The sequence below is a fragment of the Euzebyella marina genome (assembly GCF_003687485.1).
Lineage (GTDB): Bacteria > Bacteroidota > Bacteroidia > Flavobacteriales > Flavobacteriaceae > Euzebyella > Euzebyella marina.
This window is the reverse complement of sequence record NZ_CP032050.1, coordinates 1,689,239-1,712,534: the sequence shown is the minus strand read 5'-3', so window position 1 is coordinate 1,712,534 and position 23,296 is coordinate 1,689,239. Positions and strand designations below refer to the sequence as shown.

General features: G+C 40.6%; 27 protein-coding genes. 19 read left to right on the top strand and 8 right to left on the bottom strand.

The features are described 5' to 3' along the window. The first annotated feature begins 142 nt into the window (after nt 1-142). The 4 genes from msrB to D1013_RS07035 all read left to right on the top strand — a co-directional run bounded on the left by msrB (nt 143) and on the right by D1013_RS07035 (nt 3,095). Nucleotides 143-637 carry a peptide-methionine (R)-S-oxide reductase MsrB gene (gene msrB, locus D1013_RS07050; RefSeq protein ID WP_121848189.1) on the top strand — a complete coding sequence of 165 codons (495 nt, stop codon included), beginning with the start codon at nt 143-145 and terminating at the stop codon, nt 635-637. 9 nt (nt 638-646) lie between these two features. Then, the gene (locus D1013_RS07045; protein WP_121848188.1) at nt 647-1,174 is read left to right on the top strand and encodes a DUF1572 family protein; all 528 of its coding nucleotides are present in this window, start codon (nt 647-649) and stop codon (nt 1,172-1,174) included. Between the two features lie 192 nt (nt 1,175-1,366). After that, nucleotides 1,367-2,758, top strand: a complete 1,392-nt coding sequence (gene lpdA, locus D1013_RS07040; RefSeq protein ID WP_121848187.1) for a dihydrolipoyl dehydrogenase — start codon at nt 1,367-1,369, stop codon at nt 2,756-2,758. A gap of 52 nt (nt 2,759-2,810) precedes the next feature. Next, entirely contained in the window at nt 2,811-3,095 is a 285-nt protein-coding gene (locus D1013_RS07035; protein ID WP_121848186.1) for a DUF3817 domain-containing protein, read from the top strand. On the opposite strand, the gene D1013_RS07030 is transcribed toward D1013_RS07035, so the two are convergent. Next, entirely contained in the window at nt 3,096-3,614 is a 519-nt protein-coding gene (locus tag D1013_RS07030; RefSeq protein ID WP_225621503.1) for an outer membrane beta-barrel protein, read from the bottom strand. Nucleotides 3,615-3,773: 159 nt separating this feature from the next. Further along, the gene (gene aroQ, locus D1013_RS07025; protein ID WP_121848185.1) at nt 3,774-4,187 is read right to left on the bottom strand and encodes a type II 3-dehydroquinate dehydratase; all 414 of its coding nucleotides are present in this window, start codon (nt 4,185-4,187) and stop codon (nt 3,774-3,776) included. A gap of 274 nt (nt 4,188-4,461) precedes the next feature. On the opposite strand from aroQ, the gene xerD reads away from it, so the two are divergent. Next, entirely contained in the window at nt 4,462-5,358 is an 897-nt protein-coding gene (gene xerD, locus D1013_RS07020) for a site-specific tyrosine recombinase XerD (protein WP_121848184.1), read from the top strand. Nucleotides 5,359-5,361: 3 nt separating this feature from the next. Here the strand turns inward: xerD and D1013_RS07015 are convergent, their stop codons facing one another. Beyond that, the gene (locus tag D1013_RS07015; RefSeq protein ID WP_162987826.1) at nt 5,362-5,892 is read right to left on the bottom strand and encodes a hypothetical protein; all 531 of its coding nucleotides are present in this window, start codon (nt 5,890-5,892) and stop codon (nt 5,362-5,364) included. A gap of 98 nt (nt 5,893-5,990) precedes the next feature. Continuing rightward, complete coding sequence (locus tag D1013_RS07010; protein ID WP_121850644.1) at nt 5,991-7,295, bottom strand: NAD(P)/FAD-dependent oxidoreductase; 1,305 nt, start codon at nt 7,293-7,295, stop codon at nt 5,991-5,993. Nucleotides 7,296-7,477: 182 nt separating this feature from the next. On the opposite strand from D1013_RS07010, the gene D1013_RS07005 reads away from it, so the two are divergent. Both D1013_RS07005 and D1013_RS07000 read left to right on the top strand, forming a co-directional pair. Continuing rightward, nucleotides 7,478-7,972 (top strand): RNA polymerase sigma factor, encoded by a 495-nt coding sequence (locus D1013_RS07005; protein WP_121848182.1) that lies wholly within the window; start codon nt 7,478-7,480, stop codon nt 7,970-7,972. Nucleotides 7,973-7,979: 7 nt separating this feature from the next. Continuing rightward, nucleotides 7,980-8,621: a DUF8845 family protein gene (locus D1013_RS07000; protein WP_121848181.1), complete on the top strand. Its 642-nt coding sequence runs from the start codon at nt 7,980-7,982 to the stop codon at nt 8,619-8,621. Here the strand turns inward: D1013_RS07000 and D1013_RS06995 are convergent. Beyond that, nucleotides 8,618-9,433 (bottom strand): lysophospholipid acyltransferase family protein, encoded by an 816-nt coding sequence (locus D1013_RS06995; RefSeq protein WP_121848180.1) that lies wholly within the window; start codon nt 9,431-9,433, stop codon nt 8,618-8,620. The two genes, D1013_RS07000 and D1013_RS06995, sit on opposite strands and share 4 nt — an antisense overlap. A gap of 26 nt (nt 9,434-9,459) precedes the next feature. Continuing rightward, nucleotides 9,460-10,104 carry an NUDIX hydrolase gene (locus D1013_RS06990; protein WP_121848179.1) on the bottom strand — a complete coding sequence of 215 codons (645 nt, stop codon included), beginning with the start codon at nt 10,102-10,104 and terminating at the stop codon, nt 9,460-9,462. Between D1013_RS06990 and D1013_RS06985 the strand changes: the two genes are divergently transcribed. Continuing rightward, the gene (locus D1013_RS06985; RefSeq protein ID WP_121848178.1) at nt 10,103-10,810 is read left to right on the top strand and encodes a peptidylprolyl isomerase; all 708 of its coding nucleotides are present in this window, start codon (nt 10,103-10,105) and stop codon (nt 10,808-10,810) included. The genes D1013_RS06990 and D1013_RS06985 overlap by 2 nt on opposite strands. A 6-nt stretch (nt 10,811-10,816) precedes the next feature. Here the strand turns inward: D1013_RS06985 and D1013_RS06980 are convergent, their stop codons facing one another. Both D1013_RS06980 and D1013_RS06975 read right to left on the bottom strand, forming a co-directional pair. Further along, a complete protein-coding gene (locus D1013_RS06980) occupies nt 10,817-11,434 on the bottom strand; it encodes a trimeric intracellular cation channel family protein (protein WP_121850643.1) in 618 nt (205 codons plus the stop codon). Between the two features lie 104 nt (nt 11,435-11,538). Beyond that, a complete protein-coding gene (locus D1013_RS06975) occupies nt 11,539-12,255 on the bottom strand; it encodes an RDD family protein (protein ID WP_121848177.1) in 717 nt (238 codons plus the stop codon). Nucleotides 12,256-12,288: 33 nt separating this feature from the next. Between D1013_RS06975 and D1013_RS06970 the strand changes: the two genes are divergently transcribed. From D1013_RS06970 to D1013_RS06920, 11 genes are all read left to right on the top strand, one after another. Next, entirely contained in the window at nt 12,289-13,296 is a 1,008-nt protein-coding gene (locus D1013_RS06970) for a stage II sporulation protein M (protein ID WP_121848176.1), read from the top strand. Nucleotides 13,297-13,321: 25 nt separating this feature from the next. Next, entirely contained in the window at nt 13,322-14,188 is an 867-nt protein-coding gene (locus D1013_RS06965) for a hypothetical protein (protein WP_121850642.1), read from the top strand. Nucleotides 14,189-14,192: 4 nt separating this feature from the next. Beyond that, on the top strand, nt 14,193-14,930 hold the full coding sequence (locus tag D1013_RS06960; protein ID WP_121848175.1) for a DUF4129 domain-containing protein: 738 nt from the start codon (nt 14,193-14,195) through the stop codon (nt 14,928-14,930). Then, nucleotides 14,923-16,122: a DUF4350 domain-containing protein gene (locus D1013_RS06955; protein ID WP_121848174.1), complete on the top strand. Its 1,200-nt coding sequence runs from the start codon at nt 14,923-14,925 to the stop codon at nt 16,120-16,122. The genes D1013_RS06960 and D1013_RS06955 overlap by 8 nt, the downstream gene beginning before the upstream one ends. A gap of 5 nt (nt 16,123-16,127) precedes the next feature. Beyond that, nucleotides 16,128-17,126, top strand: coding sequence for an AAA family ATPase (locus D1013_RS06950; protein WP_121848173.1), 999 nt, complete (start codon nt 16,128-16,130; stop codon nt 17,124-17,126). A 3-nt stretch (nt 17,127-17,129) separates the two neighbouring features. Next, nucleotides 17,130-18,461: a DUF58 domain-containing protein gene (locus D1013_RS06945; RefSeq protein WP_121848172.1), complete on the top strand. Its 1,332-nt coding sequence runs from the start codon at nt 17,130-17,132 to the stop codon at nt 18,459-18,461. A gap of 309 nt (nt 18,462-18,770) precedes the next feature. After that, a complete protein-coding gene (locus tag D1013_RS06940) occupies nt 18,771-19,316 on the top strand; it encodes a hypothetical protein (protein ID WP_162987825.1) in 546 nt (181 codons plus the stop codon). A gap of 117 nt (nt 19,317-19,433) precedes the next feature. Next, nucleotides 19,434-20,450, top strand: coding sequence for a DUF3500 domain-containing protein (locus D1013_RS06935; protein ID WP_121848170.1), 1,017 nt, complete (start codon nt 19,434-19,436; stop codon nt 20,448-20,450). Between the two features lie 75 nt (nt 20,451-20,525). Further along, nucleotides 20,526-21,944, top strand: a complete 1,419-nt coding sequence (locus D1013_RS06930) for a carboxylesterase family protein (protein WP_121848169.1) — start codon at nt 20,526-20,528, stop codon at nt 21,942-21,944. A 96-nt stretch (nt 21,945-22,040) separates the two neighbouring features. Next, nucleotides 22,041-22,412: a VOC family protein gene (locus D1013_RS06925; RefSeq protein ID WP_121848168.1), complete on the top strand. Its 372-nt coding sequence runs from the start codon at nt 22,041-22,043 to the stop codon at nt 22,410-22,412. A gap of 86 nt (nt 22,413-22,498) precedes the next feature. Beyond that, entirely contained in the window at nt 22,499-23,218 is a 720-nt protein-coding gene (locus D1013_RS06920) for a helix-turn-helix transcriptional regulator (protein ID WP_121848167.1), read from the top strand. The last annotated feature ends 78 nt before the right edge of the window (nt 23,219-23,296 follow it).

The following is a 23,296-nucleotide window of genomic DNA, read 5'->3' as shown; positions in this document are numbered from 1 at the left end:
TTCAACGAAAAATATGCAGAACCCCACCTGAAAAGTGGGGTTCTTTTTTATGAACCATCAACGATTCATTTCGTACATTAACATAGAAACACTGAAAGGATGTTTTTACTTGAACGTCCAATTAACTAAAAAAAAATAAGCGATGATATATAAACACCTAATTTTAGGAGCTTGTCTAGTCTTCATTAGTTGTCAAGGTGTCTCTCAACAACAAAAGGATAGCGAGGTTAAAGAAGAGAAAAAGTTTGCCGTCAACAAAAGTGAAGAAGAGTGGAAGAAAGAACTGACGGAAGCCGAATTTTATGTTTTGAGAAAGGCTGCTACCGAAAACCCTTTTACAAGCGAACTATTGGAGAACAAAGAAAAGGGCACCTATGTCTGCGCCGGCTGTGGCACGCCCCTCTTTAAAAGTGAGACTAAATTCAGGTCAGGTACCGGTTGGCCCAGTTTCTATAAAGAAATTGAGGGAAATGTAGCATATGATGTCGATTATGATATCGGCTATAAACGAACAGAAGAACATTGTGCCAATTGTGGCGGACATTTAGGTCACGTTTTTAATGATGGACCTAAACCTACCGGCCTAAGACACTGTATTAATGGCGTAGCCTTAGATTTCGTGCCCGATTCAAAATAGATTCTCAGTTTGGATTTCAGCAATCATTTTCTGGAAAGTGTAAAGTTTGAGTTTAACCGATACAAGGTACTCGGTGATGCCTGTTTGAAGCAGTTAAGCTATCATGAAATGAATTGGAAGGCCAGCGAATCGGATAACAGCGTGGCCACCATTGTAAAACACATGAATGGCAATATGCTAAGCCGTTGGACCAATTTCTTAACTGAAGATGGTGAAAAAAGCTGGAGGCAAAGAGAACAGGAATTTGAAAATTCGTATCAAAGTAAAGGTGAGATAATAACCGCTTGGGAAGAAGGTTGGGATTGTCTTTTTGATGCTCTTGCTACAATCGATTCAAACAATTTCGGCAGCCAAGTGAAGATCAGAAACGAAAACCATTCGATTACAGAAGCGGTTCATAGGCAGTTAGCGCATTATGCTTCCCATGTAGGTCAAATAGTACTTTTAGCTAAAATGATCAAAGGTCCACAATGGAAGTCCTTGTCTATTCCCAAAGGCAAATCGGAAGCGTTCAATAGAAAAATGTTCGGTTCTTAAAAGAATCCTATCCAGCAAAAAAATCCTTAAGTGCACTAACTTAGTGCGCCGCAGAACTTCTATTTAAAAACTATATGTTTAATTATTGTTATAGCTGATACCCGACAGCAAAGAAATTAATGATAATTACTTACTTTTGCACCTCTTTAATGTGCTATCAAATTCAAATCTAGAATAGAAAAAATTAAGAATATGAGCAATTTCGATGTAATAGTTTTAGGCAGTGGACCTGGAGGATACGTAACCGCTATCAGAGCTTCTCAATTAGGTTTAAAGACCGCGATTATCGAGAAAGAAAGTTTAGGCGGGGTGTGTTTGAACTGGGGTTGTATACCCACGAAGGCACTATTGAAATCTGCTCAGGTTTTTCAATACTTGCAACATGCCGAAGACTACGGGCTAAAGGCCGAGGGTGTTGATAAAGATTTTGGCTCCGTTGTAAAACGTAGTAGAGGGGTCGCCGATGGCATGAGCAAAGGTGTTCAGTTCTTGATGAAGAAGAACAAAATTGAAGTCATTAATGGCTTCGGAACTTTAAAACCAAAGAAAAAGGTTTCGGTAAAAGATGAGAGCGGTAAAGAGACTGAATACAGCGCCGAGCATATTATCATTGCCACCGGTGCCAGAAGCCGTGAATTGCCCAGCTTACCACAAGACGGAAAAAAGATAATCGGATACCGCGAGGCCATGTCGCTTGAAAAGCAACCTAAAAGCATGATTGTAGTTGGTAGTGGTGCCATTGGTATCGAATTTGCCTATTTCTATAATTCAATGGGCACGGAAGTAACCGTGGTGGAGTACCTTCCGAACATTGTACCGGTTGAAGATGAAGAGGTTTCAAAGCAATTGGAAAGAAGCTTCAAAAAAGCTGGCGTAAAAATTAAGACCTCTGCCGAGGTAACCTCTGTTGACACTTCAGGAGAAGGAGTAAAAGCTACCGTAAAAACAGCTAAGGGAGAGGAAATTCTAGAGGCCGATGTTGTTTTATCGGCAGTAGGCATCAAATCGAACATTGAAAATATCGGATTGGAAGATGTCGGAATTTCTACCGACAGAGACAAAATACTTGTGAACGATTACTATCAGACCAACATTCCAGGTTATTACGCTATTGGCGATGTAACCCCTGGTCAGGCATTGGCCCACGTTGCTTCGGCTGAAGGCATACTTTGTGTCGAAAAAATAGCAGGTATGCATGTTGAACCATTAGATTACGGAAACATTCCTGGGTGTACCTATTGCATGCCCGAAGTTGCTTCTGTAGGGTTGACCGAAAAGCAAGCCAAAGAAAAAGGTCTTGATATCAAAGTTGGTAAATTTCCTTTTTCGGCTAGCGGTAAGGCCAAAGCTTCCGGTAATGCCGATGGTTTTGTAAAAGTCATCTTTGATGCGAAATATGGCGAATGGCTCGGTTGCCATATGATTGGTAACGGGGTTACCGACATGATTGCCGAGGCTGTTGTTGCTCGAAAATTAGAAACTACAGGTCATGAAATTTTAAAGGCTGTTCACCCTCACCCAACAATGAGTGAAGCCGTGATGGAAGCGGTAGCGGCGGCCTATGACGAAGTAATTCACTTATAAAATCAATTAAGGCCGGCTTCTAAAACGACACCGGTCTTTTTATTTTTCCACCATGTTTAAAGTATTTCGATTGACAGCCATACTTGAAGGTATTTCTTATCTGGCCCTTTTTGCGGTAACCATGCCCCTAAAATATATGGCAGACATTCCCCTGCCCAATAAATATGTAGGGTATGCGCATGGGATTCTATTTATAGCCTACGTGATTTTGGCTATTGTATTTTGGTTTGAAAGAAAATGGAGCATTAAAAAAGGGATAGTGCTTTTATTGGCCTCCCTGCTACCCTTTGCAACCTTTTATGTAGATCAAAAGTATTTACAACCGGCCGAAGCCTAATTATCTGAAGTGCCTTGCGGATAGAAATGTATATACGTAGGCCAAAGTAATGGTATTCCATTTTTCATCGTTCACATCGATTGAGGTATACGAGAAATTAACTTCAGATTGAGGTCCTACCTGAAAACCAACTTGAGGTCTCAAGTAAAATCCTCCATCATTACCTTTATTAAGGCCTAGTGCCTGACCAACATCGGCCCCGAAAGAGAAAGTTTTTCCAGGCCAAATTCTGACCGACCCGGCCAAGGGTAGAAATTGAAAACTAGGCAAGTCTTCAAGAATGGTGCCCTCGCGAAATTCTTCTGAGAAACCATGAATGAATCCTGCTTTTATTCCAAGGTCGAAGGTCTTGTTCGGGGCCCACATATAGCCTGTATCGGCACCGATGACCACCCCAATCCGTTCGTTAAAATCGCCCACGGGCAAACCTGCTTGAAGCCCTAGCTTAAAACCTTCTTGAGCTGATATTTTTGAAAAGGAAAGACAGATTAAAATCAAAAATACTATTCGTTTCATCATTCTAAATTTCTATTCTTATCGGAAATCAAAAACGAAAAAAAACTAAATGAAGTATGTTCAAAATTGAATTTTCGGCAAAATAAGATAGTTAGGGCTATTGAAAAATGCCGGAAAACCGATTTTATCCAATATTACCCTAATCCTAAAAAGCTGTAGGTACTAAAGAAAACTCTGAATTGCCAAATCATAGCTTTGCAGGCCAAAACCTAAAATCACACCTTTGGCCCCGGGAGATATATAGGAAACGTGTCGGTACTCTTCCCGCTTATGGGTATTTGAAATATGTACCTCTACCACCGGAGTCTCAATAGCCTTGACCGCGTCGCCAATACCGACTGAAGTATGGGTATAGGCAGCGGCATTTAGAATAATGCCATCATAAGAAAATCCTGTTTCTTGAATTTTACCAATAAGCTCGCCCTCGATGTTCGACTGAAAATATTCCAGTTGAACTTCTTTAAACCTAAATTGCAGGTCGGCAAAATAGTCTTCAAAAGTTTTGTCACCGTACACTTCGGGTTCACGCTTGCCCAACAGGTTTAGGTTGGGGCCATTGATAATGATTAATTTCATTGAAAACTTATTTCCTTTTTTCTGGGGTATCTATTCTAAGGGTATTGGGTTTACTCGTACAGCACAATCCATTTTAATAAAAACTGGACCGTCACCTGTTCGAATACTATTATTTCTGCCTAAAGATAGGGATTGTTACCGACTAGCGCAGATGAATAATAAGATAACCATATTTCACATGGGTTATCAATCTAAAACTTACCGGAGAAGCGTTACACAAGTACAAAACATAATACCCTAACGGCAGATGGCCATCATTGTTTACCTTTATCCCATGAAATGGATGCAAGCCCTCACCGACTATCAGCATTACCTAAAGATTGAAAGAGGCCTTTCGGAAAACTCCATTAAAAACTATGTTTTTGATGTCGAGAAACTGATTGCCTTTCTAGAGGTCAACAATATAACCGAAAGCCCGGTTCGCATTCAAAAAGAAACAATACAGCAATTTGTTTACGATGTTGCCAAAAACCTCAACCCACGCTCACAAGCGCGAATAATCTCCGGCCTAAAAAGCTTTTTCAATTATCTGGTTTTTGAAGATTACAGAGAAGATAATCCGTTAGATTTAATCGAATCTCCAAAAATTGGGAGAAAACTGCCTGATACACTTTCCGAAGATGAAATAGACCAAATTATTGCAGCTATAGATTTATCAAAACCCGAGGGAGAAAGAAACAGGGCCATGCTCGAAACACTTTATGGTTGCGGACTTCGAGTATCGGAATTGGTCGGCCTTAGCATTTCGGATCTATTTTTTGACGAGGGCTTCATCAAAGTTACCGGTAAGGGAGACAAACAGCGTTTTGTACCTATAAGCGACTATAATATAAAATACATCGATATCTACAGAAACGAAGTCAGGGTTCATCAAAACGCTCAAAAGGGCCACGAAGATATTCTTTTCTTAAACCGAAGGGGCAAACAATTGACCCGGGCCATGATATTTACCATTATAAAAAGATTGGCCGAAAAAAACGGTTTGAAAAAAAGTATTAGTCCGCATACTTTTAGACACTCCTTTGCCACACATTTATTGAAAAATGGAGCCGACCTGAGAGCCATTCAGCAAATGTTGGGCCATGAAAGTATCACCACTACAGAAGTTTATGTGCATGTTGACCGTTCTCATCTAACGGAAGTGGTCAATAAGTACCACCCAAGAAAATAACACTTAGAACTTATAACGACCTCCAATGGTCAGAAGGCTGTTCCTACCAGTGTTGGTTTTTTGTCCAAAGTAATGAAGCTTAGAATCGTTGATTTGTTGGTTCACCTTCACATCAAGCATAAAGTCTTTTTGAACATCGTAACCAACCCCACCGAGATAATCCAGTCGGGGTTTAATCTGAGGTTTCGTTATATTTTGTTGAATGGCATCCAAATTTTCCATACTGGTAAGCAAAAAATCATATTCTACCCCAGAAAATACATACCACTTGCTTCCGAAGTACTGTTTCACGGTCAAAGGCACCCTCAGTCTTTCCTCCATAACATATTTGTCGTAGAAAGCCTGTATCTCGACAGCAGTGCTTCCTGTGATACTATAACCTATCAGAAGCCAAGCATGTTTTTCACCGAACAAAAAATCTGGATATGAGTGCCCATCGGCATACAAACGATTGGCCAAAAGAGGTTCATTGGTTTGTGCTCCCAATGACCATAGACATAAGAGCGCAAAAATGCTTAGAGCCACTATCTTCATAAAAGAAAATTCTTACTCTCTAAAGATAAAAAGTATTGCAGCTGTAAGATGTTCTAAAAACCTTATTTAACTCTTAAATAACGTACATGGAAAATGGTCTAAGCCGTATCCGAATCCTTAAACTGAGAATAATCTCTTTGATAAGGCCTGATAATCAATCTAGCTTCCCTATCAAAGCGCACATAATTATAGACCCAGTTCACAAAGACTACGATTCTATTTCTAAAACCTATGAGAAAGAAAAGATGAACGAACATCCAGACAAACCAAGCGAACACCCCTTGAAACCTGTAGTTTTTTAAATCAACAACGGCCTTGTTACGACCAATGGTCGCCATACTGCCTTTATCTTTGTATTCAAAAGGTTTAAAAGGTTTCTTATCTAACGCCCGAACAATATTTTCGCCTAAATGCCTGCCTTGTTGAATGGCAGGTTGTGCCATCATCGGGTGACCCCTAGGGGTGTCATCGTTTTCCATACACGCTATATCACCAATGGCGTAAACATTGGTATAGCCCTCTACTTGGTTAAACTCATTGACCTTAAGCCTATTGCCCGGTCTAACAATATTTTCAAAATCAAGGCCTTTTACCGACACTCCCTTGACCCCAGCGGCCCAAATTAGGGTAGCTGCATCAAATTTTAAATCGGTTTTAGTGGTTACTTTTTTTCCATCGTAGCCAGTGACCCTGGTTTCTTTCCATATCTGAACGCCCAAACCTTCTAAAAAGTCCTCTGCTTTTTTAGAGGCCTTTTCACTCATTTCCTTTAAAATTCTATCTCCCGACTGAATCAAATTGATTTGAGCCCGCCGGGTATCAAGATCAGGATAATCTTTCGGCAGAATACCCTTCTTTATTTCAGCCAAGGCACCAGCGAGTTCTACTCCGGTAGGCCCTCCACCCACTATAACAAAATTCATTAAGGCATCTCTCTCATGCAAATCGTCGGTCAATAGAGCCTGTTCGAAATTCTCTAAAATCATACTCCGCAAGTTCAATGATTGCGGTATCGATTTCATGGCCATACCATTTTGCTCAATCTCATCATTACCAAAAAAATTGGTTTCGGATCCCACTGCAATGACCAAATGATCATAGGCCAACATGCCCAAATTGGTCACAAGTTCATTCGACTCTGTAAGCACCTGTTGCAGTTCGGCCATTCGGAAATAAAAGTTCGGATAATCTTGTAAAATCTTACGAATGGGGTATGCAATACTATCCGGTTCGAGACCGCCGGTAGAAACCTGATAAAGCAACGGCTGAAAGGTATGGTAGTTGTTTTTATCGATCAATACTACTTGAACCTCTTTACCACTTAACTCTTTCGCCATGGCCACACCGGCAAAGCCGCCACCGACAATAACCACTCTCGGAAAACTGCTTCGAGGTATATTCAGGGCATCTGAATCGATCATACACATATTTTAGTTCAACCAAAAATAAACATTCGACCCTTAGGAATCACCGCATTCGACCAATCTTTCGAAACCCGCTTTATATTAAATGTAATTTTCTTATGTTCGGGTGTAACAATCAAAAGTAATTTCATACTTATTGTTTAGCAACCCACCGACTACACGTGACCAAAGAACTGGAACATCAATTTGTGACGGAACTTGAGAACAATCAAAACATTGTTCATAAGGTTTGTACCCTTTATACGAATGACCGGGATTCGCATAATGATCTCTTTCAAGAGATCACCATTCAATTATGGAAAGCGTACCCGAAGTTCAGGGGCGAATCGAAATTTAGTACTTGGATGTACCGCGTGGCACTCAACACCGCCATTACGTTGTACAGAAAATCGAAAAGACGTGTAAAAACACAAGATTACGATTCGGTAATTTTTAAGATAAAAGCCGACGAATATGATCCTACCGAAGAAGAGCAGCTAAAGCTAATGTACCAGGCCGTAAAACAGCTGGGCGATATTGAGAAGGCATTGGTGTTTCTTTATTTGGAGGATAAGGATTATAGGGAAATCAGCGAAACACTGGGTATTACCGAGGTTAATGCGAGAGTGAAGATGAATAGAGTGAAGAAAAAATTAAGAACCATATTGAATCCATAAAGGGGTTATGATGGACGAACTGGAATTACTAAAAAAAGATTGGCAGAAGAAAGACGAGCATCTTCCCAAGTTGTCGTTTAACGAGATTCATAAAATGCTGTGGAAAAAATCATCATCCATCGTCAAGTGGATATTTACCATCAGTATTTTAGAGTTTACCGTGCCGCACTTGCTGTACCTACTACCGGGTATGCAAGATAGTATTGATATTTATGATAAATTGGGCATTAAAAACATCTCTACCTGTCTTTGGGTGGTGGGTTATGCAGTTACCTTTTATTTTATCTTTCTCTTCTATAAAAGGTATCGCGAAATTTCAACCTTGGACAATGCCAAGAACCTTATGGAAAAGATAATACGCACCCGAAAAACGGTGAAGTATTATATTATTTTCGGACTTACCTTTTTGTTTATTACCTGTGTGATGATCATTGTCGGTATTTACCTCAACGACCATATATTGGAAGTCTTTCCTACGGAAAACCCTGATGTTTCCGAAGAGAAATTCAAACAGATCATGCTTTGGGCCATTAGCATTTTTAGTGTGCTGTTTATCGCCTTTATGGGTGGTATCTACTTTTTACTGTACGGTATACTCTTGAGGAAGCTTAATAAGAACTATAAAGAACTGAAACAGCTTGAGGTTTAAAACTTATTACGATTTCTAAAACGGCGGAGTTCGTTTTCTTCTTCGTATGCCAACAGCTCATCTTTGGGTATCACCTTTAAAAAAGAAGGGTGCTGCTCAATGGCATATTCAAGCTTCTCAATTATCGATTCAAAAGTTTCGTTGTCATAATCGATATCCAAAGGCTCTTTGATCACCATCGACTGAAGAATGCCCTTTTTCTTGATGCGAAGTCCTTTTTTATCAAATGAACGCCTAAAACCATCGATGACAACGGGTACAACAATGGGTTTGTATTTCTTAATGATATGTGCAGTACCTTTTCGCAAGGGCTTCCAAGGGGTAGTGGTACCTTGGGGAAAGGTAATCACCCAACCATCGTCCAACGCTCGGCCAATATTGGTAATGTCGCTCATTTTCACTTGGCGATTCACATCTTGCCCCCCTGCCCGCCAAGTACGTTCTACACTTATAGAACCCGCATAGGCAAATATCTTGGTCAGCAAACTTTTTTTCATGGTTTCGGCCGCTGCCACGTAATACATGTTCAATTTGGGGTTCCAGATATAGGCAACGTTCTTGATGTTGTCGACCCTACCACTAAGGCTGGCATTGAACACATGAAACATGGCCACCACATCGGCAAAATAGGTCTGGTGATTACTGACGAACAAAACATTATTGTCAGGCAATTGCCTGATAATTTCCGAACCGTCAACCTCCAACTTGTTAAATTGTTTGTATCTGGAGTGGGTCATAACACCCAAAATGCGAATCAGCCACTTCTTAAAATAAAGAATATGGCCAAACGGATTTCTCTTAAATAAGCCCATAGAGGGCAAATTTACGAAATAACCCCCTATAAAACCTGATGCAGTAGTATCTTGATTTCACTGAGCATCATACTGGTAGCTCCCCAAACGGTATAACCATTTAATTTAAAGGCCGGTACGTTCACATTTTTAGCGTAGGAGGTGCTTAGTTTTTGCGTGAAAATCACGTCATCACTTAAAAACTGGCTTAACGGAACCTCTACCAAAGCAGCTACTTCGGTCACTTGTGGTATAAAAGAGGCTGGTTTCGCATAAAGTCCTAAAAATGGATAGACTTCAAAATTGCTTGGGGGTATGTAAATCTCACTTAAAGGTCTAACAATTTCGATTTCATTGGGGTCTACCCCTACCTCTTCTTGTGTTTCCCGAAGTGCGGTATGGGCCAAGTCGACATCATTTTTTTCCAATTTTCCACCAGGAAAACCAACTTGATTGGAGTGTACATCTTTGGGGTGGCTTTTTCGTAAAATCAATAAAAAGTGGGTCTCTTCATTGGCTCCGGGATAAAAGAGGGCCATAACACCTGCCTTCTTAGAGTTTTTTGCCTTTTGGCGGGCTTTTCGAAGCTCCTCTATACGGAATTGGGGTGCCATTTTTAAATGGGATGCCTCACCGGGTAACGGCAGATTTTTTATTTTTGGAATCCTTAAGGAAAACTCATCAAATTTCATGCAGTTAAAAAAATTCTATTCCCTAGCAATATTACTACTAATTTTAGTCTCTTCATGTGGAGAATCTCCTAAGAAAAACGAATCCAAAGAAACAGGACAAGAAGTTCAAAAGGACTCCATTGCAACAGATACAATCGAAAAAGAGAAGGAAAAATTTCTTCTCACCGAAGAAAATGCCATTGATTTTTTCTTTGACTACCAAAAAGGCCTGAAGGTCGATAAGGTGAAAATCACCACCGAATTTGGCAGTTTTACTGTGCAGTTATATGATGACGTGCCCTATCACAAGGCTAACTTTATATACCTGACCCGTAAAAAGTATTTCGATGGCACCCAATTTCATAGGGTTGTAAAAGACTTTATCATTCAGGGCGGTAGTTCCGATGATTCGAAAACGGCCGAAAAGAGAAATAATATCGGGCGCTATCTATTGCCACCTGATACACGTAAAGGTTACAATCATCACCGGGGCACCATTTCTATGCCAAGTAGTGAAATAGATAATCCTCACATGTTGGCTTCTCCTTTTGAGTTTTTTATCGTGGTTACAAAACCGGGCTCGTATCATTTAGATGGCGACTTCACCCCTTTCGGCCGTGTTATCGAGGGTATGGACGTTGTGGATAAAATCAATAATGTAGAAGTGGGCGATGGCGATTGGCCACACCAAAACGTATACATCGAAAAGGCCGAAATCGTAAAATAAGGTTGGTTAAGCTTTTTGCCTGCCGTAAATATTCGGTAAGGTAATATTAAATTTTACCGCCATAAGCCGAACGACGATGATAATCATAATAGCGGCTACATAAGCATAGGCCCCATCAAACGGCAGCAATATCAGTAGAAAATAGCTACTACCTCCTAAAATACAGGCCGTGGCATAAATTTCTTTACGGCGAAAAATAATAGGGATTTCATTGCAAAGAATATCCCTGATCACCCCACCAAAACAAGCGGTAATCGTGCCCAAGGCCACACACATAATGGGTGACAAATCCGCTGTTAATCCCTTTTCAATACCCAATAAGGTAAAAAGGCCAATCCCAATCGTATCGAACAAAAAGAGGGTTCTCCTCAAGTGATGCAAGTGGTTCGAAAAGATTATGGCGAAAACGACCGTTAAGGCTATAATCAACATATAAATACTTTCCTGCATCCACGTAACAGGGGTGTTCCCAATCAAAACGTCACGAAGGGTTCCGCCACCAACTGAGGTAACAAATGCAATAATGAAAACCCCGAACAAATCTAATTTCTTGTTCATGGCCACTAAAACACCTGATATGGCAAATGCAATCGTTCCTAAAATATCAATAACAAAATAAAACACTTTGAACTCGATTTTTAATGAAGGCGCAAAAGTATCATTTTGCCCAACCAAACCCAGTGGGTTTAAAGATAATTTGGCAATTAAATCTGATGGTAATTAACAGGTTAAAGCTGTTGGGTGTAGTAGTTGTAATCTTTGATGACCAAATCTATGAAGTCGATAGGTTTTAACTCCGTTGTAATATCGGTGACCTTTCTTATCTGATAATCCAAAGACACGATAACGTTATGGTTTCCATTTCTTCTGGCAGAATCATACAATTCTTTAATGGTCTGTATTTCATGATCCTTAAAAACGGTTACCTGAGGGAATGTAGGTTTATAGTCGACAGGAAGCTCTCTCAACAAAGTGTCTTGTAACGACACCCGCTTTTTTTCACTAATGACCGTTGTACCAGCGGCAATATCGCCCACCCGTTGTCCGTTTCCACGAATTAAGATAGTCAATACGGCAACACCCCCCGTTGACAGCGACACATCAATAATGCGGAGTACCCAACGAATGACAAAACTTGACAACCCGGGTTTTGAACCATCCAATTTAACCACCCTCACCTTCATTAATCGCTTACCAATAGTTTGCCCGTTCAATAAAGTTTCTAAAATGACATAGTACAAAAATGCCGGTAAACTTAATATCATGTAAAATGCCCAAGTATCACCAAAATCGATATTTAAGGCAGACAATAAGTAAAAGGCCAGGAACAAATAGCAAATGATAACAAAAGTATCGATGATAAAGGCAAGCATACGATCCCCCAGATGAGCCGTGTTTTGATCGATGGTTATATTTTGGGCGGTTTCTATTTGAAATTGCTCCATAGTTTCGTTTCTTTGGGTTATAACACCTTACGCATGCGAGAGGCCGCCTTTGTTAAGCAAAATAAAGATAAATGGGCTACTTTTGAAAATGCCTTGGCTAACAAAACGACGCTACCTCCAGATAAATTGTCTGATCTTTATATAGAAGTTACTGACCATCTGAGTTATGCCAAAACATTTTATCAAGGTAGTAATACCGAACGATATTTAAATTCGCTCGCCTCCCAGGCACATCAAAAGATTTATAAGACCAAACGGGAACCTAAAAACCGAATTATCGAGTTTTGGAAAACGGAATTCCCCCTGATGTTCCACCAGTTTCATAGAGAACTTTTAATCGCTTTTCTAGTATTTCTATTTTTCGCAATTGTCGGTGCTTTTTCTTCTGCCAACGAAGGTGAATTTGTTCGCTCTATTTTAGGAGATGGCTATGTAAATATGACCTTGGAAAACATTGAAAAAGGAGACCCCATGGCTGTTTACAAGCAAATGGGCGAGTTCAATATGTTCTTAGGTATTACTATCAATAACATTCGGGTAGCTCTCATGGCGTTTGCCTTCGGCATTATGCTCGGCATCGGAACCTTGTTCGTTATCATGCGTAACGGAATCATGCTAGGCAGTTTTCAGTATTTTTTCTATGAAAAAGGACTTTTATGGGAGTCGGCCCGAACAATCTGGATCCACGGTACCATAGAAATATCGGTTATTATCATTGCGGGATGCGCTGGTCTGGTACTCGCCAACGGTATACTCTTTCCGGGTACCTATACCCGTTTGGAATCATTTAAGAGAGGAGTTAAGAACGGACTTAAGATTATGTTGAGTACCGTTCCGTTTTTTTTAGCTGCGGGGTTTTTAGAAGGTTTTGTGACCAGACATACCGAAATGCCCGATTTTTTGGCAGTTCTTATAATTTTATCTTCGCTCGCACTAATTCTATTTTACTACGTTATATACCCTATACGATTGCATAAAAAACAATTGTTGGCCACCCATCAATTGGTAGATAATGACCAAGGCCAAAAACCAAACAGTTAAAAACCGGTATACCAACAAGAGATTTATGAAACAATTCATTGAATTTAAAAAACAAAGGGAGTTAGGTGAGATTTTATCGGATACTTTCGCCTTTTTACGGGCGGAATTTAAACCCTTCTTCACCACTTTTTTCAAGATTATTGGGCCCTATCTGTTAGTCATGCTAATTTGTTACGGCCTTTACATGTATCAGTTCGGTGATTTTTTCAGCTTTAGCATGCAAGGTTCGTCCGATGCCACGAACGCCATTTTACTTTTCGTCGTCGGTGCAGCCTTTGTACTTTCGTTAATTGCCACGTACGTTATGTCTCAAGCTACGACCCTGTTTTATATACAATCGTATTCCGATCATCAAGGGCAGACCAATTTTGATGAAATCAAGAAAAATGTGTATGGCTCTTTCTGGCAGTTTATCGGTTTGGGTATTCTTGTTGGTATATGTGTAGGCGTGGGTTTTATGTTCTGTATTATTCCCGGGGTGTACTTGTACGTGCCTTTGGTGCTTACCTTTAGTATCATGGTTTTTAGCCGCAAAAGTGTTTCGGATGCTTTTAGCTATAGTTTTACCTTGGTAAAAGATAATTGGTGGGCCACCTTTGCCGCTCTTTTTGTGGTAGGAATCATCGTTACGGTCGCCAGCTATGCCTTTGCTATACCTTCGACCATTTATACTTACGCCAAAATGGGTATCTTTTCAGGTGAAGTAGATGCCGAAAACTTTGGTGTAGGCGACCCTATCAGTATTTTTTTGAGAAGCCTCAGTACTTTGGCCCAGTTTCTTTTGAATATTATATCGGTAGTTGCCAGTGTTCTAATTTATTTTGACCTGAACGAGAAAAAGAACTTTACAGGCACTTATGAAAGAATTAAAAATTTAGGTGGAACGGAATAACTAAATGCATAGACTGCTTATTCTAATCGGTTCGTTTATTTGTTCATGGCATGGTTTTGGGCAGCAAGACTCTACCAAGGTGAACTATGACGATACCCCTCTGAACGTTCGTACCATACCCGAAAGTTTTTTAGAAAAGTATAAATCGGACAAGGCGTTCGATTATGAAACCACGACGTCTGAGATTGGTTGGTGGAACGATTTTACCGCCTGGTTGGGCGACCTGTTTCTGAGGTTGTTCGAGCTGCTGTTCGGCATCGAAAAGGCGGCCGGCTTTTTGGCTACGTTTTTAGAGATTGTTCCGTATATCTTATTGGCCCTACTTATTTTTCTCTTGATCAAGTTCTTTCTGCAACTCAATGCAAGAACATTGCAAGGGGCAAAAAACAGAGAACACTCCGTTATCTTATCCGAAGAGGAAAACATCATCAAGAACGAAGACATTCAACAGCTCATCAAAGAAGCGGTTGCACAAAAAAATTACCGGCTCGCCATTAGGTATTATTACCTTGGTATTTTAAAACTACTTACCGAGAAAGATTTTATTGAGTGGCAACTTCAAAAAACGAACAGCGATTATCTAGCCGAAATCAATAACGATGACATCAAGTTGAATTTCTCTAAAATCACTTGGTTGTATGATTATATCTGGTATGGAGATTTTGCCATTGATGAAAACGGATATTCTAGGGCAGAAAGATCATTTTTAGAACTACAAACCAAATTGGGTTCCAATGGGTAAAAAGGGTTCTGTATATATCGCTATCATAGTGGCCACGGTGGCCGGTCTTATGCTGCTTCAATACAGTAAGCCCAAGAACATCAATTGGTTTCCTTCTTATGTAAATGACCATAAAATACCCTATGGCACCAAAGTGTTTACCGATTTTATTGAAACCGAGTTTCCCGAAAGCGAGCAGGTGTACAGTCCGCCTTTTGATTTTCTGAACAAAAACGATTCAGTGCAGGGCACCTATATATTCATCAATGAAAAGGTAAATTTTGGCGATACCGAGCTTTATGCATTATTGGATTGGGTCGACCAGGGCAATACCGCCTATATTGCCTCAAATGATTTTGAAGAACATTTGCTCGATACGCTCAACTTAACAACGAACACACTTTTCAGTGATTTTGAGAATTTTGGCGGTTACAAGCACTATTTGGTCAATTCGTATCTCAAGTTAGACAAGGGTTTTCAATTTGAAAAAGACCATCACGTAAGCTATTTTCCGAAAGACAGTCTTTCTGATGCCAAAATTTTGGGGACGGTGGCAAAGGAAAAGGACTCGCTTTCTGAAGAAGCCCGCCACCCCAATGTAATTAGTTTAAAACATGGGCAGGGTGAGATTATACTGAGTACCTTTCCCAAAGCGTTTACCAATTATTTTATCCTAAAAAAAGAGAACAGGGAATACACATCAGGGCTTCTCTCCTATTTTGATAGTTCAAAAAAATTATACTTTGACAATCACCATAAATCGGGCAAATCTTTCTACACTTCGCCCATGTATATTTTCTTGAATTACAAAGAATTTAAGTGGGCCTATTATTTGGTTCTGATAGGTGCCGTCATCTATATCATTTTTGAAGGAAAACGAAAACAAAGGGCCATACCCGTAATACGCCCATTGACCAACCAAACATTGGCATTTACTAGAACTATTGCCGATATGTATTACGAATCGTCAGATGCCGATGCCATTGCGCGATATAAAATGGAGCATTTTTTAGAGTATGTTCGAAACAAATTCTATCTGCCCACCAGAGAACTGAATGAAGAATTCTATACCAACTTGGCCGCGCGAAGTGGGCAACCTAAAGACGAGATAAAAAAACTGTTTCAATTGGTTATAAAACTACAGCAACAGACACGCATAGATAATGGTGATTTACAAGAGTTAAATAGACAAATAGAGCAATTCAAAAAATAGAGTGCATGGAAAGTACTGAAAACGAGAACAACGACATTCATTTCAATAACCGTATAGACCTTGAAAGCCTTAAGTCTGCGGTAGCGAACATAAAAAAAGAGCTAGCCCAAGTGATAGTGGGCCAAGAAAATTTTATCGAACTACTTATCGTTGCCCTATTGGTCGACGGGCACGCATTGATAGAAGGTGTACCGGGTGTGGCGAAGACCATTACCGCCAAATTATTCGCCAAAACTTTGAAAACGGAATTTAGCCGTATTCAATTCACGCCTGACCTAATGCCAAGTGATATTCTGGGCACCTCCATATTCAGTGCCAAAACATCTGATTTTGAGTTTAAAAAAGGCCCTATTTTCTCGAATATTATTCTCATAGACGAAATCAACAGGGCCCCTGCCAAGACACAGGCAGCCTTATTTGAAACTATGGAAGAACGTCAAGTAACCATGGATGGTGTTACCTATCAAATGGATGCGCCTTTTATGGTATTGGCTACGCAAAACCCAATTGAGCAAGAAGGTACCTATGCCCTACCGGAAGCCCAATTAGACCGTTTCATTTTTAAAATAAAGGTCGATTACCCTACCGTTGAAGAAGAAGTTCTCATCTTACAGACACATCACGAAAGAAAAGGGGCCCGGCCACAAGAAAAAATAAACGGAATACTGGACCCTATTGAACTGGCCGACATCAAAAAGAAAATACAGGAGGTCATCGTCGAACCTAAAATCATAGACTATATCGCCCAGGTCATTACTAAAACGAGAAATCACCCTCATCTATACCTTGGTGGTTCTCCAAGGGCGTCTATTGCCACATTGAACGCTGCTAAAGCTTTTGCCGCCATCAACGGAAGGGATTTTGTAACACCTCAAGATGTTAAAAATGCCTTGGTTCCGGTGCTTAACCACAGGGTCATCCTGACGCCTGAACGCGAAATGGAAGGGATGACCACGGAGAATGTGGTTCAAATGATTACCGAATCCGTCGAAATCCCTAGATAGGGCATGCAATTTGTAAAATCACTTTACATACACAACACATTTTTCAGATACATCGCAGTACTGGCCGCCTGCTTTGTTATCTCTTATTGGGTACCATTCCTCTACCCTATTGCCTGGCTTTTGACATGGGTTTTATGTGCCCTATTTCTGTTCGACATTTACTTGTTGTATAGCCCTGCAAAGACCATCACGGCGAAACGCTCGGTACCTGGTAAACTATCCAACAGCGATTATAATCCGATTAAACTGGAGTATACCTCCCATTACAACCAGAAGCTATTTCTAGAAATTATAGACGAGCTTCCGGTACAATTTCAAAAGCGTGACTTTCGGTACCGAGATAGCCTGTTGAAAGGTGAAAATGGCGAATTTGAATACGCCGTTCGCCCTGTGGAAAGAGGGGAATATGTATTTGGTAACCTTATAGTTTTTGCTTCGACCACCCTTCGAATTATTAAAAGGAAGTTCATTTTTCAAAATGGGGAAATGGTTCCGGTGTACCCGAGCATTATTCAAATGCAACAGTACGATTTCTTATCGATCAGCAATCGTTTGACGGATCTGGGCCTGAAGAAAATCCGTCGCATCGGGCATACACAAGAGTTTGAACAAATTAAGGAATATGTACCCGGTGATGATTTCAGAACCATCAACTGGAAAGCAACGGCCAAACAAAGTAATTTAATGGTTAACCAGTATCAAGATGAAAGGTCGCAGCCTGTTTATTCGATAATTGATACCGGTCGGGTGATGAAAATGCCTTTTAACGGGCTTAAATTGTTAGATTATGCTATCAATGCTTCGTTGGCCTTTTCGAACATAGCCCTAAAAAGACACGATAAAACAGGTTTGCTCACCTTCTCAAAAAACATAGAGACTTTCGTGCCCGCAGTTCAAAAGGTCACCCACCTAAATATCATTTTGGAAAAGCTTTATAATGTGAATACGGCATTTAGCGATTCCGATTTCGGATTACTTTATGGCCAGGTGAAGCGCAAGATCAATCACCGAAGTTTATTGATGCTATATACCAATTTCGAGCATATTTCAGCTTTGAGGCGTCAGCTTCCCTATTTATTGGCGATAGCTAAAAAACATGTTTTAGTGGTCATATTTTTTGAAAATACAGAGCTCGAGGCGCTTATCGAAAAAAACACCCAATCGCTTCAAGAAATCTATCACCAAACCATCGCCGAGAAATTTTCTTCCGAAAAACAGCTGATGCAAAAAGAGCTTCATAAGTACGGTATTCAGACCATTCTCACCAAACCGGAAGAACTCACCCTTAAAACGATTAACAAATATCTCGAAATCAAATCGAGAGGTCTGTTATAGGCAAATAGCACCCCATAAATTGGGTATTCGTCCCATCAGCAAAAGCATTGCGATTTAATCAAAAAATCATCTATTCAATTACGAATTTCGGATTAATATAATTTGTTAATAACTTTTAATTCATAATTCAAAAATTGCTGAGCCTGAAAAATGCGCTGTTTCATCGACCATTGACATCTTTTATATGCTGTAATGAACCGTTTGACTATACCAATCGGTGTCAAAAAAGTGGACAATTATACATAAATTAGCCTTCCCCCGACGGTGCTACGGCACCAACTCATGAACAACTCAAAACTCAGGTTAGCTATGGGAGTTAAAGGCTCTACCAATTCACACGCTGGCGAATTGAACCTTTTGTCAAAATGGACGGGGAAGAAATCCAGATATCATTATCGCTTAATTGATTACAAGAACAAACAGCACAAAACAGATGTTCTTTTGAGCCAGACCAAATGCAACCTAGAGGTGCTTCCTCAAGGGCTTATGGTCGTTGGCAACTTTACTGAGAAAGACTCCATCATACCCATACTAAAAAACGAGATTGAATCGATTACCCTCATTCGAGGCAAAGAGGTCATCGACACTTTTTATATGTCTCCGATGTATATTTTATCCAAATTGGGCATCCCCAACCGAATCTCTCGCCACCTCAAAGTATATCCTTCAGAATACAAGATTACCGAAACCAGGGTTCACATCAAGTGCGAAGATTATGAGTTACGCCTAATCACCGATGGCAATCGTTTTAGCAAATTGCACCGCAGTCTAAAAAAACTAGGGTACACGAACCTCAAACTTTTGGAACGCCCCAAATTGAACCTCCTTCAATACAGAAGGGCCTTAGACCTTTAATTTTAACTCCAAGCTTACCACTTTAACTTGATTACCAAGGTTTATCTTGTAGGTTTCAAGCATATTAGAGAATTTGTAGTACCTTTTATCGCTTTAACAAACTGAAACTACCAGACCATGTCAAAAAAGTACCTTTTAGCATACACCCTATGCTTGTTTTTCTTGAAGGGCCAAGCACAAGAACTGCATCAATTGGCCAACGATTTTTTAAGCTCGCTCTCCAAAGAGTTGAGAGAACAAACGCTTTATGAACTGACTTCAGACGAGCGCAAAAGTTTCTTCTATACCCCTGTTTACCGAAAGGGAACGACCTTCAACCAATATAACGAAGCCCAAACAAAAGCGGCGCTTGCACTTTTAAAAGCTTCCATCAGTACCGAAGCCTATGAAAAGACCAAGGCTATTATGGATTTGGAGAACATACTTATCGTTCTCGAGAATAACCCGAAAATGCCCGATGGAACGGCCAAAAGAGACCCTCTTAATTACCATTTCTGGATTTTCGGCGACCCCGCTGAAGAACAGTTTTGGGGTTGGCGTTTTGAGGGCCATCATATCTCATTGAACTTTTTGGCTTCAGAGGGTGCCTTGGTATCTAGCACTCCCTTCTTTTTAGGTTCTAATCCGGGAAGGGTATTGGAAGGAAAGAGAAAAGGACATGAAGTTTTGAAAAAAGAGACCGACCTAGGTTACGCCATGGTCAACGCACTTGACCCAGAGCAGTTAAAAGTGGCTCGCTTCTCTGAAACGGCCCCTGCCGACATGTTTACCAGCAATCACTCCAAAGCTGAAAAATTGGCGCATACCGGTATCAAATATTCCGATTTAACCAAAGATCAACAAAAGACCTTTTGGAACTTGCTTCAATTGTACCTCGATAATTACGAAGAAAAGTTTTCTGAAAAGTTCAAGGCCAAAATAGAGAAAGAAGGTATCGACGAACTTTATTTCGCCTGGGCCGGAAGTCTTGAAAGAGGGCAAGGCCACTATTACAGTATTCAAGGGCCTACCCTTTTAATTGAATACGACAATACCCAAAACAATAACAACCATGTGCATACAGTGGTTAGAGATCTAGAGAATGATTTTGGTGATGATATTCTTCAACAGCATTACGACCACGACCATCGTTAAAGATTAGGTTCGTCTGGCAACGCGTCCTTTAAGATTCGTAAAACAAAATTGAAAGACCACTTATAATAACGGTTTATGCAGCATATAAGGCCAAAAAGAAGTTTTTATCACTTTACGATTTTCTTTTTGGCCTTCAGCTTTATAACCCTCTTCGTTGCCTCTATCATCAACCTGAAAATCGGCATTAAGATCAGGTATCTCACTTCTTTTGATATTTGGTTTTTAACGTATGGCCTAGTTACGATATTCAGCAACCTATTTTTAATTATCTACTATTACCACCAAAGGTATTGGTGGGCGACCCTCGGTTGCCTGCAATACCTCTTCTTCTCGCTCTGCCATTTAACGGTCATTTATTTTATGGTTACGGCCCAGCGGCTAGAAAGCTATTACCATGCTATTTACCTCTGTATGTTATCCTCTATGTTTTTGTACGGGCTAACACTTATAATCAGTAAAACGAACTATCACAAATGGCTCAGATGGGCAGGAGGAATGTTGATTTTGGTTTCCTTGTTGTTTATCGCTGCCTCGCTTGGGGCCTCGAAAGCCTCCAGCTACGAAATGAGGGAAACGATTGGTTTACTGCACAATGCACTTACGGTCATCGGCAGCCTTGTGTCTATCCCTTTGATAGCTCATTTTTGGGAAGAATTAAAACAAGTAAAAGAACCTCCTAAAAAGACGCGTTCTTTAAACCTCTTTGGCCAAATAACCATAGGGTTGTTCATCTTTGCCACCCTCTTTCTACTCGTTAAAGATGCCTTTCAAAACAATCTCAAGTACACCCCTGCCACGCAAAGCCAAAAAGAGATGGCCAGTATTTTCGAAATGCGTTCATTTACAGGCACGTCGGGAGAGACGTTGCACTATCGGATATTGCGGCCTTTAAATTACAATGCCGATAAAAAATATCCCTTAGCGGTTTGCCTGCATCATGGCGGAGGCAACGGCTCGGATAATATCAGGCAAATAGAAGCCGCGATGTTCGCGCGTAAACTTGCGGAACCGGCCAACCGTCAAAAATACCCGGCTTTTTTATTCGTTCCGCAATGCCCGCCGGGGCATAGTTTCGGTGGAATTCCCAATTACAGCAGCATAGAAGATTTGGTACTCGAAGCTATGGCTGCCCTTGAAAATGAATTTAACATAGATACAAGCCGCAGGTATGTCATGGGCATGTCTCTTGGCGGATTTGGCACTTGGAATCTCATCGCCAAAAATCCTCAAATGTTTGCAGCTGCCATGCCGGTTTGTGGCGGTGGTGACCCCGACCTAGCTGAAGTGTTGGTGAATATGCCTATATGGGCCTTTCATGGCGCCGAAGACACCAATGTGCCCACAAAACTTTCACGGGATATGATACAGGCCATCAGGGCCAAAGGCGGAAAACCAAAATACCTTGAGTTTGAAGGCGTCGGCCATGCCGTGTGGTCGAAAGTCAATGATACCGAAGAAAAATTGCCTTGGTTGTTCTCTCAAAAAAGAGAATAAATTCAAAAAAATCATCCTTATAAAAATACCCCTGACATATACTGACATTGGTCGAAAATACCTTTGGGTCAAAGTTTAATTCTAAAAACAAATATCATGACCAATGCAATCAGCTGGTTTGAAATTCCAGTCAAAAATTTCGAAAGAGCGAAAGATTTTTATTCCATTATTTTGGATATTGAAATCAGGGAAGTTCCTATGCCCGAAAGCAAGTACGGTGTTTTTCCCTACGATTCCGACAATAATAAGGTCGGTGGCGCCATAATGGAAATGAAAGGGGCCAACCCTTCTTCTGAAGGGGTTACGGTTTATCTGGATGGTGGAAACGATTTGGCCATTCCGTTAGCACGGGTAGAAGCTGCTGGCGGCAAAGTGGTCATTCCTAAAACCGATATTGGGGAAAACGGATACATGGCCCATATCATGGACACCGAAGGCAACAAAGTGGCCCTGCATTCTTGGAACTAATCCTTTAAAAAATGAATGCCATCTTGAATACCCCTCCGGTTCAAGATGGCATTCATACCAATCCGCTTTCTTAACTTTACCTCACCATGTCTCAGTTATCTCGATTGATCAACATATTGACCTTGCTTAAATCGCGTCGGGTCTTGACCGCTTCCGAACTTTCGGAAAGGTACGATGTGAGCATTCGCACTATTTATCGCGATATTCAAAAGCTCATTGAGTCTGGAGTTCCCGTGGTGACTTTGGAAGGCAGGGGTTACACCCTTATGGACGGTTATACCGTGGCCCCCGTCCAATTTACCGAAAAACAGGCCAACGCACTGATTACCGCACACCATCTGGTCAACAACAGCAAAGACGCTTCATTTGTGAAGGATTTTGAGGAAGCGCTGATCAAGATCAAATCGGTGTTTCGCTCAACGGTTTTGGAAAAGAGCGAAATATTGAGTTCAAAAATTCATGTATTTGAACCGCGCCAAGAAAGTTTTGCCAGTAATGCTTTATCCGAACTTCAAATTGCCATTACGCATCTGAATTACGTCGAGATCAACTACCGCAAGGCCAACGATACCGAGATATCCTTTCGAAAAATCGAACCTTACGTTTTCTTTTCCACCGAAAACAAATGGATTCTTCTCGCTTGGTGCCATCTTAGGGAAGGCTACCGGGCCTTTCGTGTCGATCGCATTCAGCATTTTAAAATTTTGCCCGAACAATTCGTCGATAGAAAATTCAGTATTCAAGATTACTTCGCCGCATGCCCCTATGATTTTGAAAAAAACGAGCGTCCGAACACTCCGAATTAGGGTCAACAATTAATTTGATAGCGTTCTCATTTTAATATGATTACGCGGCTATATTCTATAACTTGAACTAAAATTTGC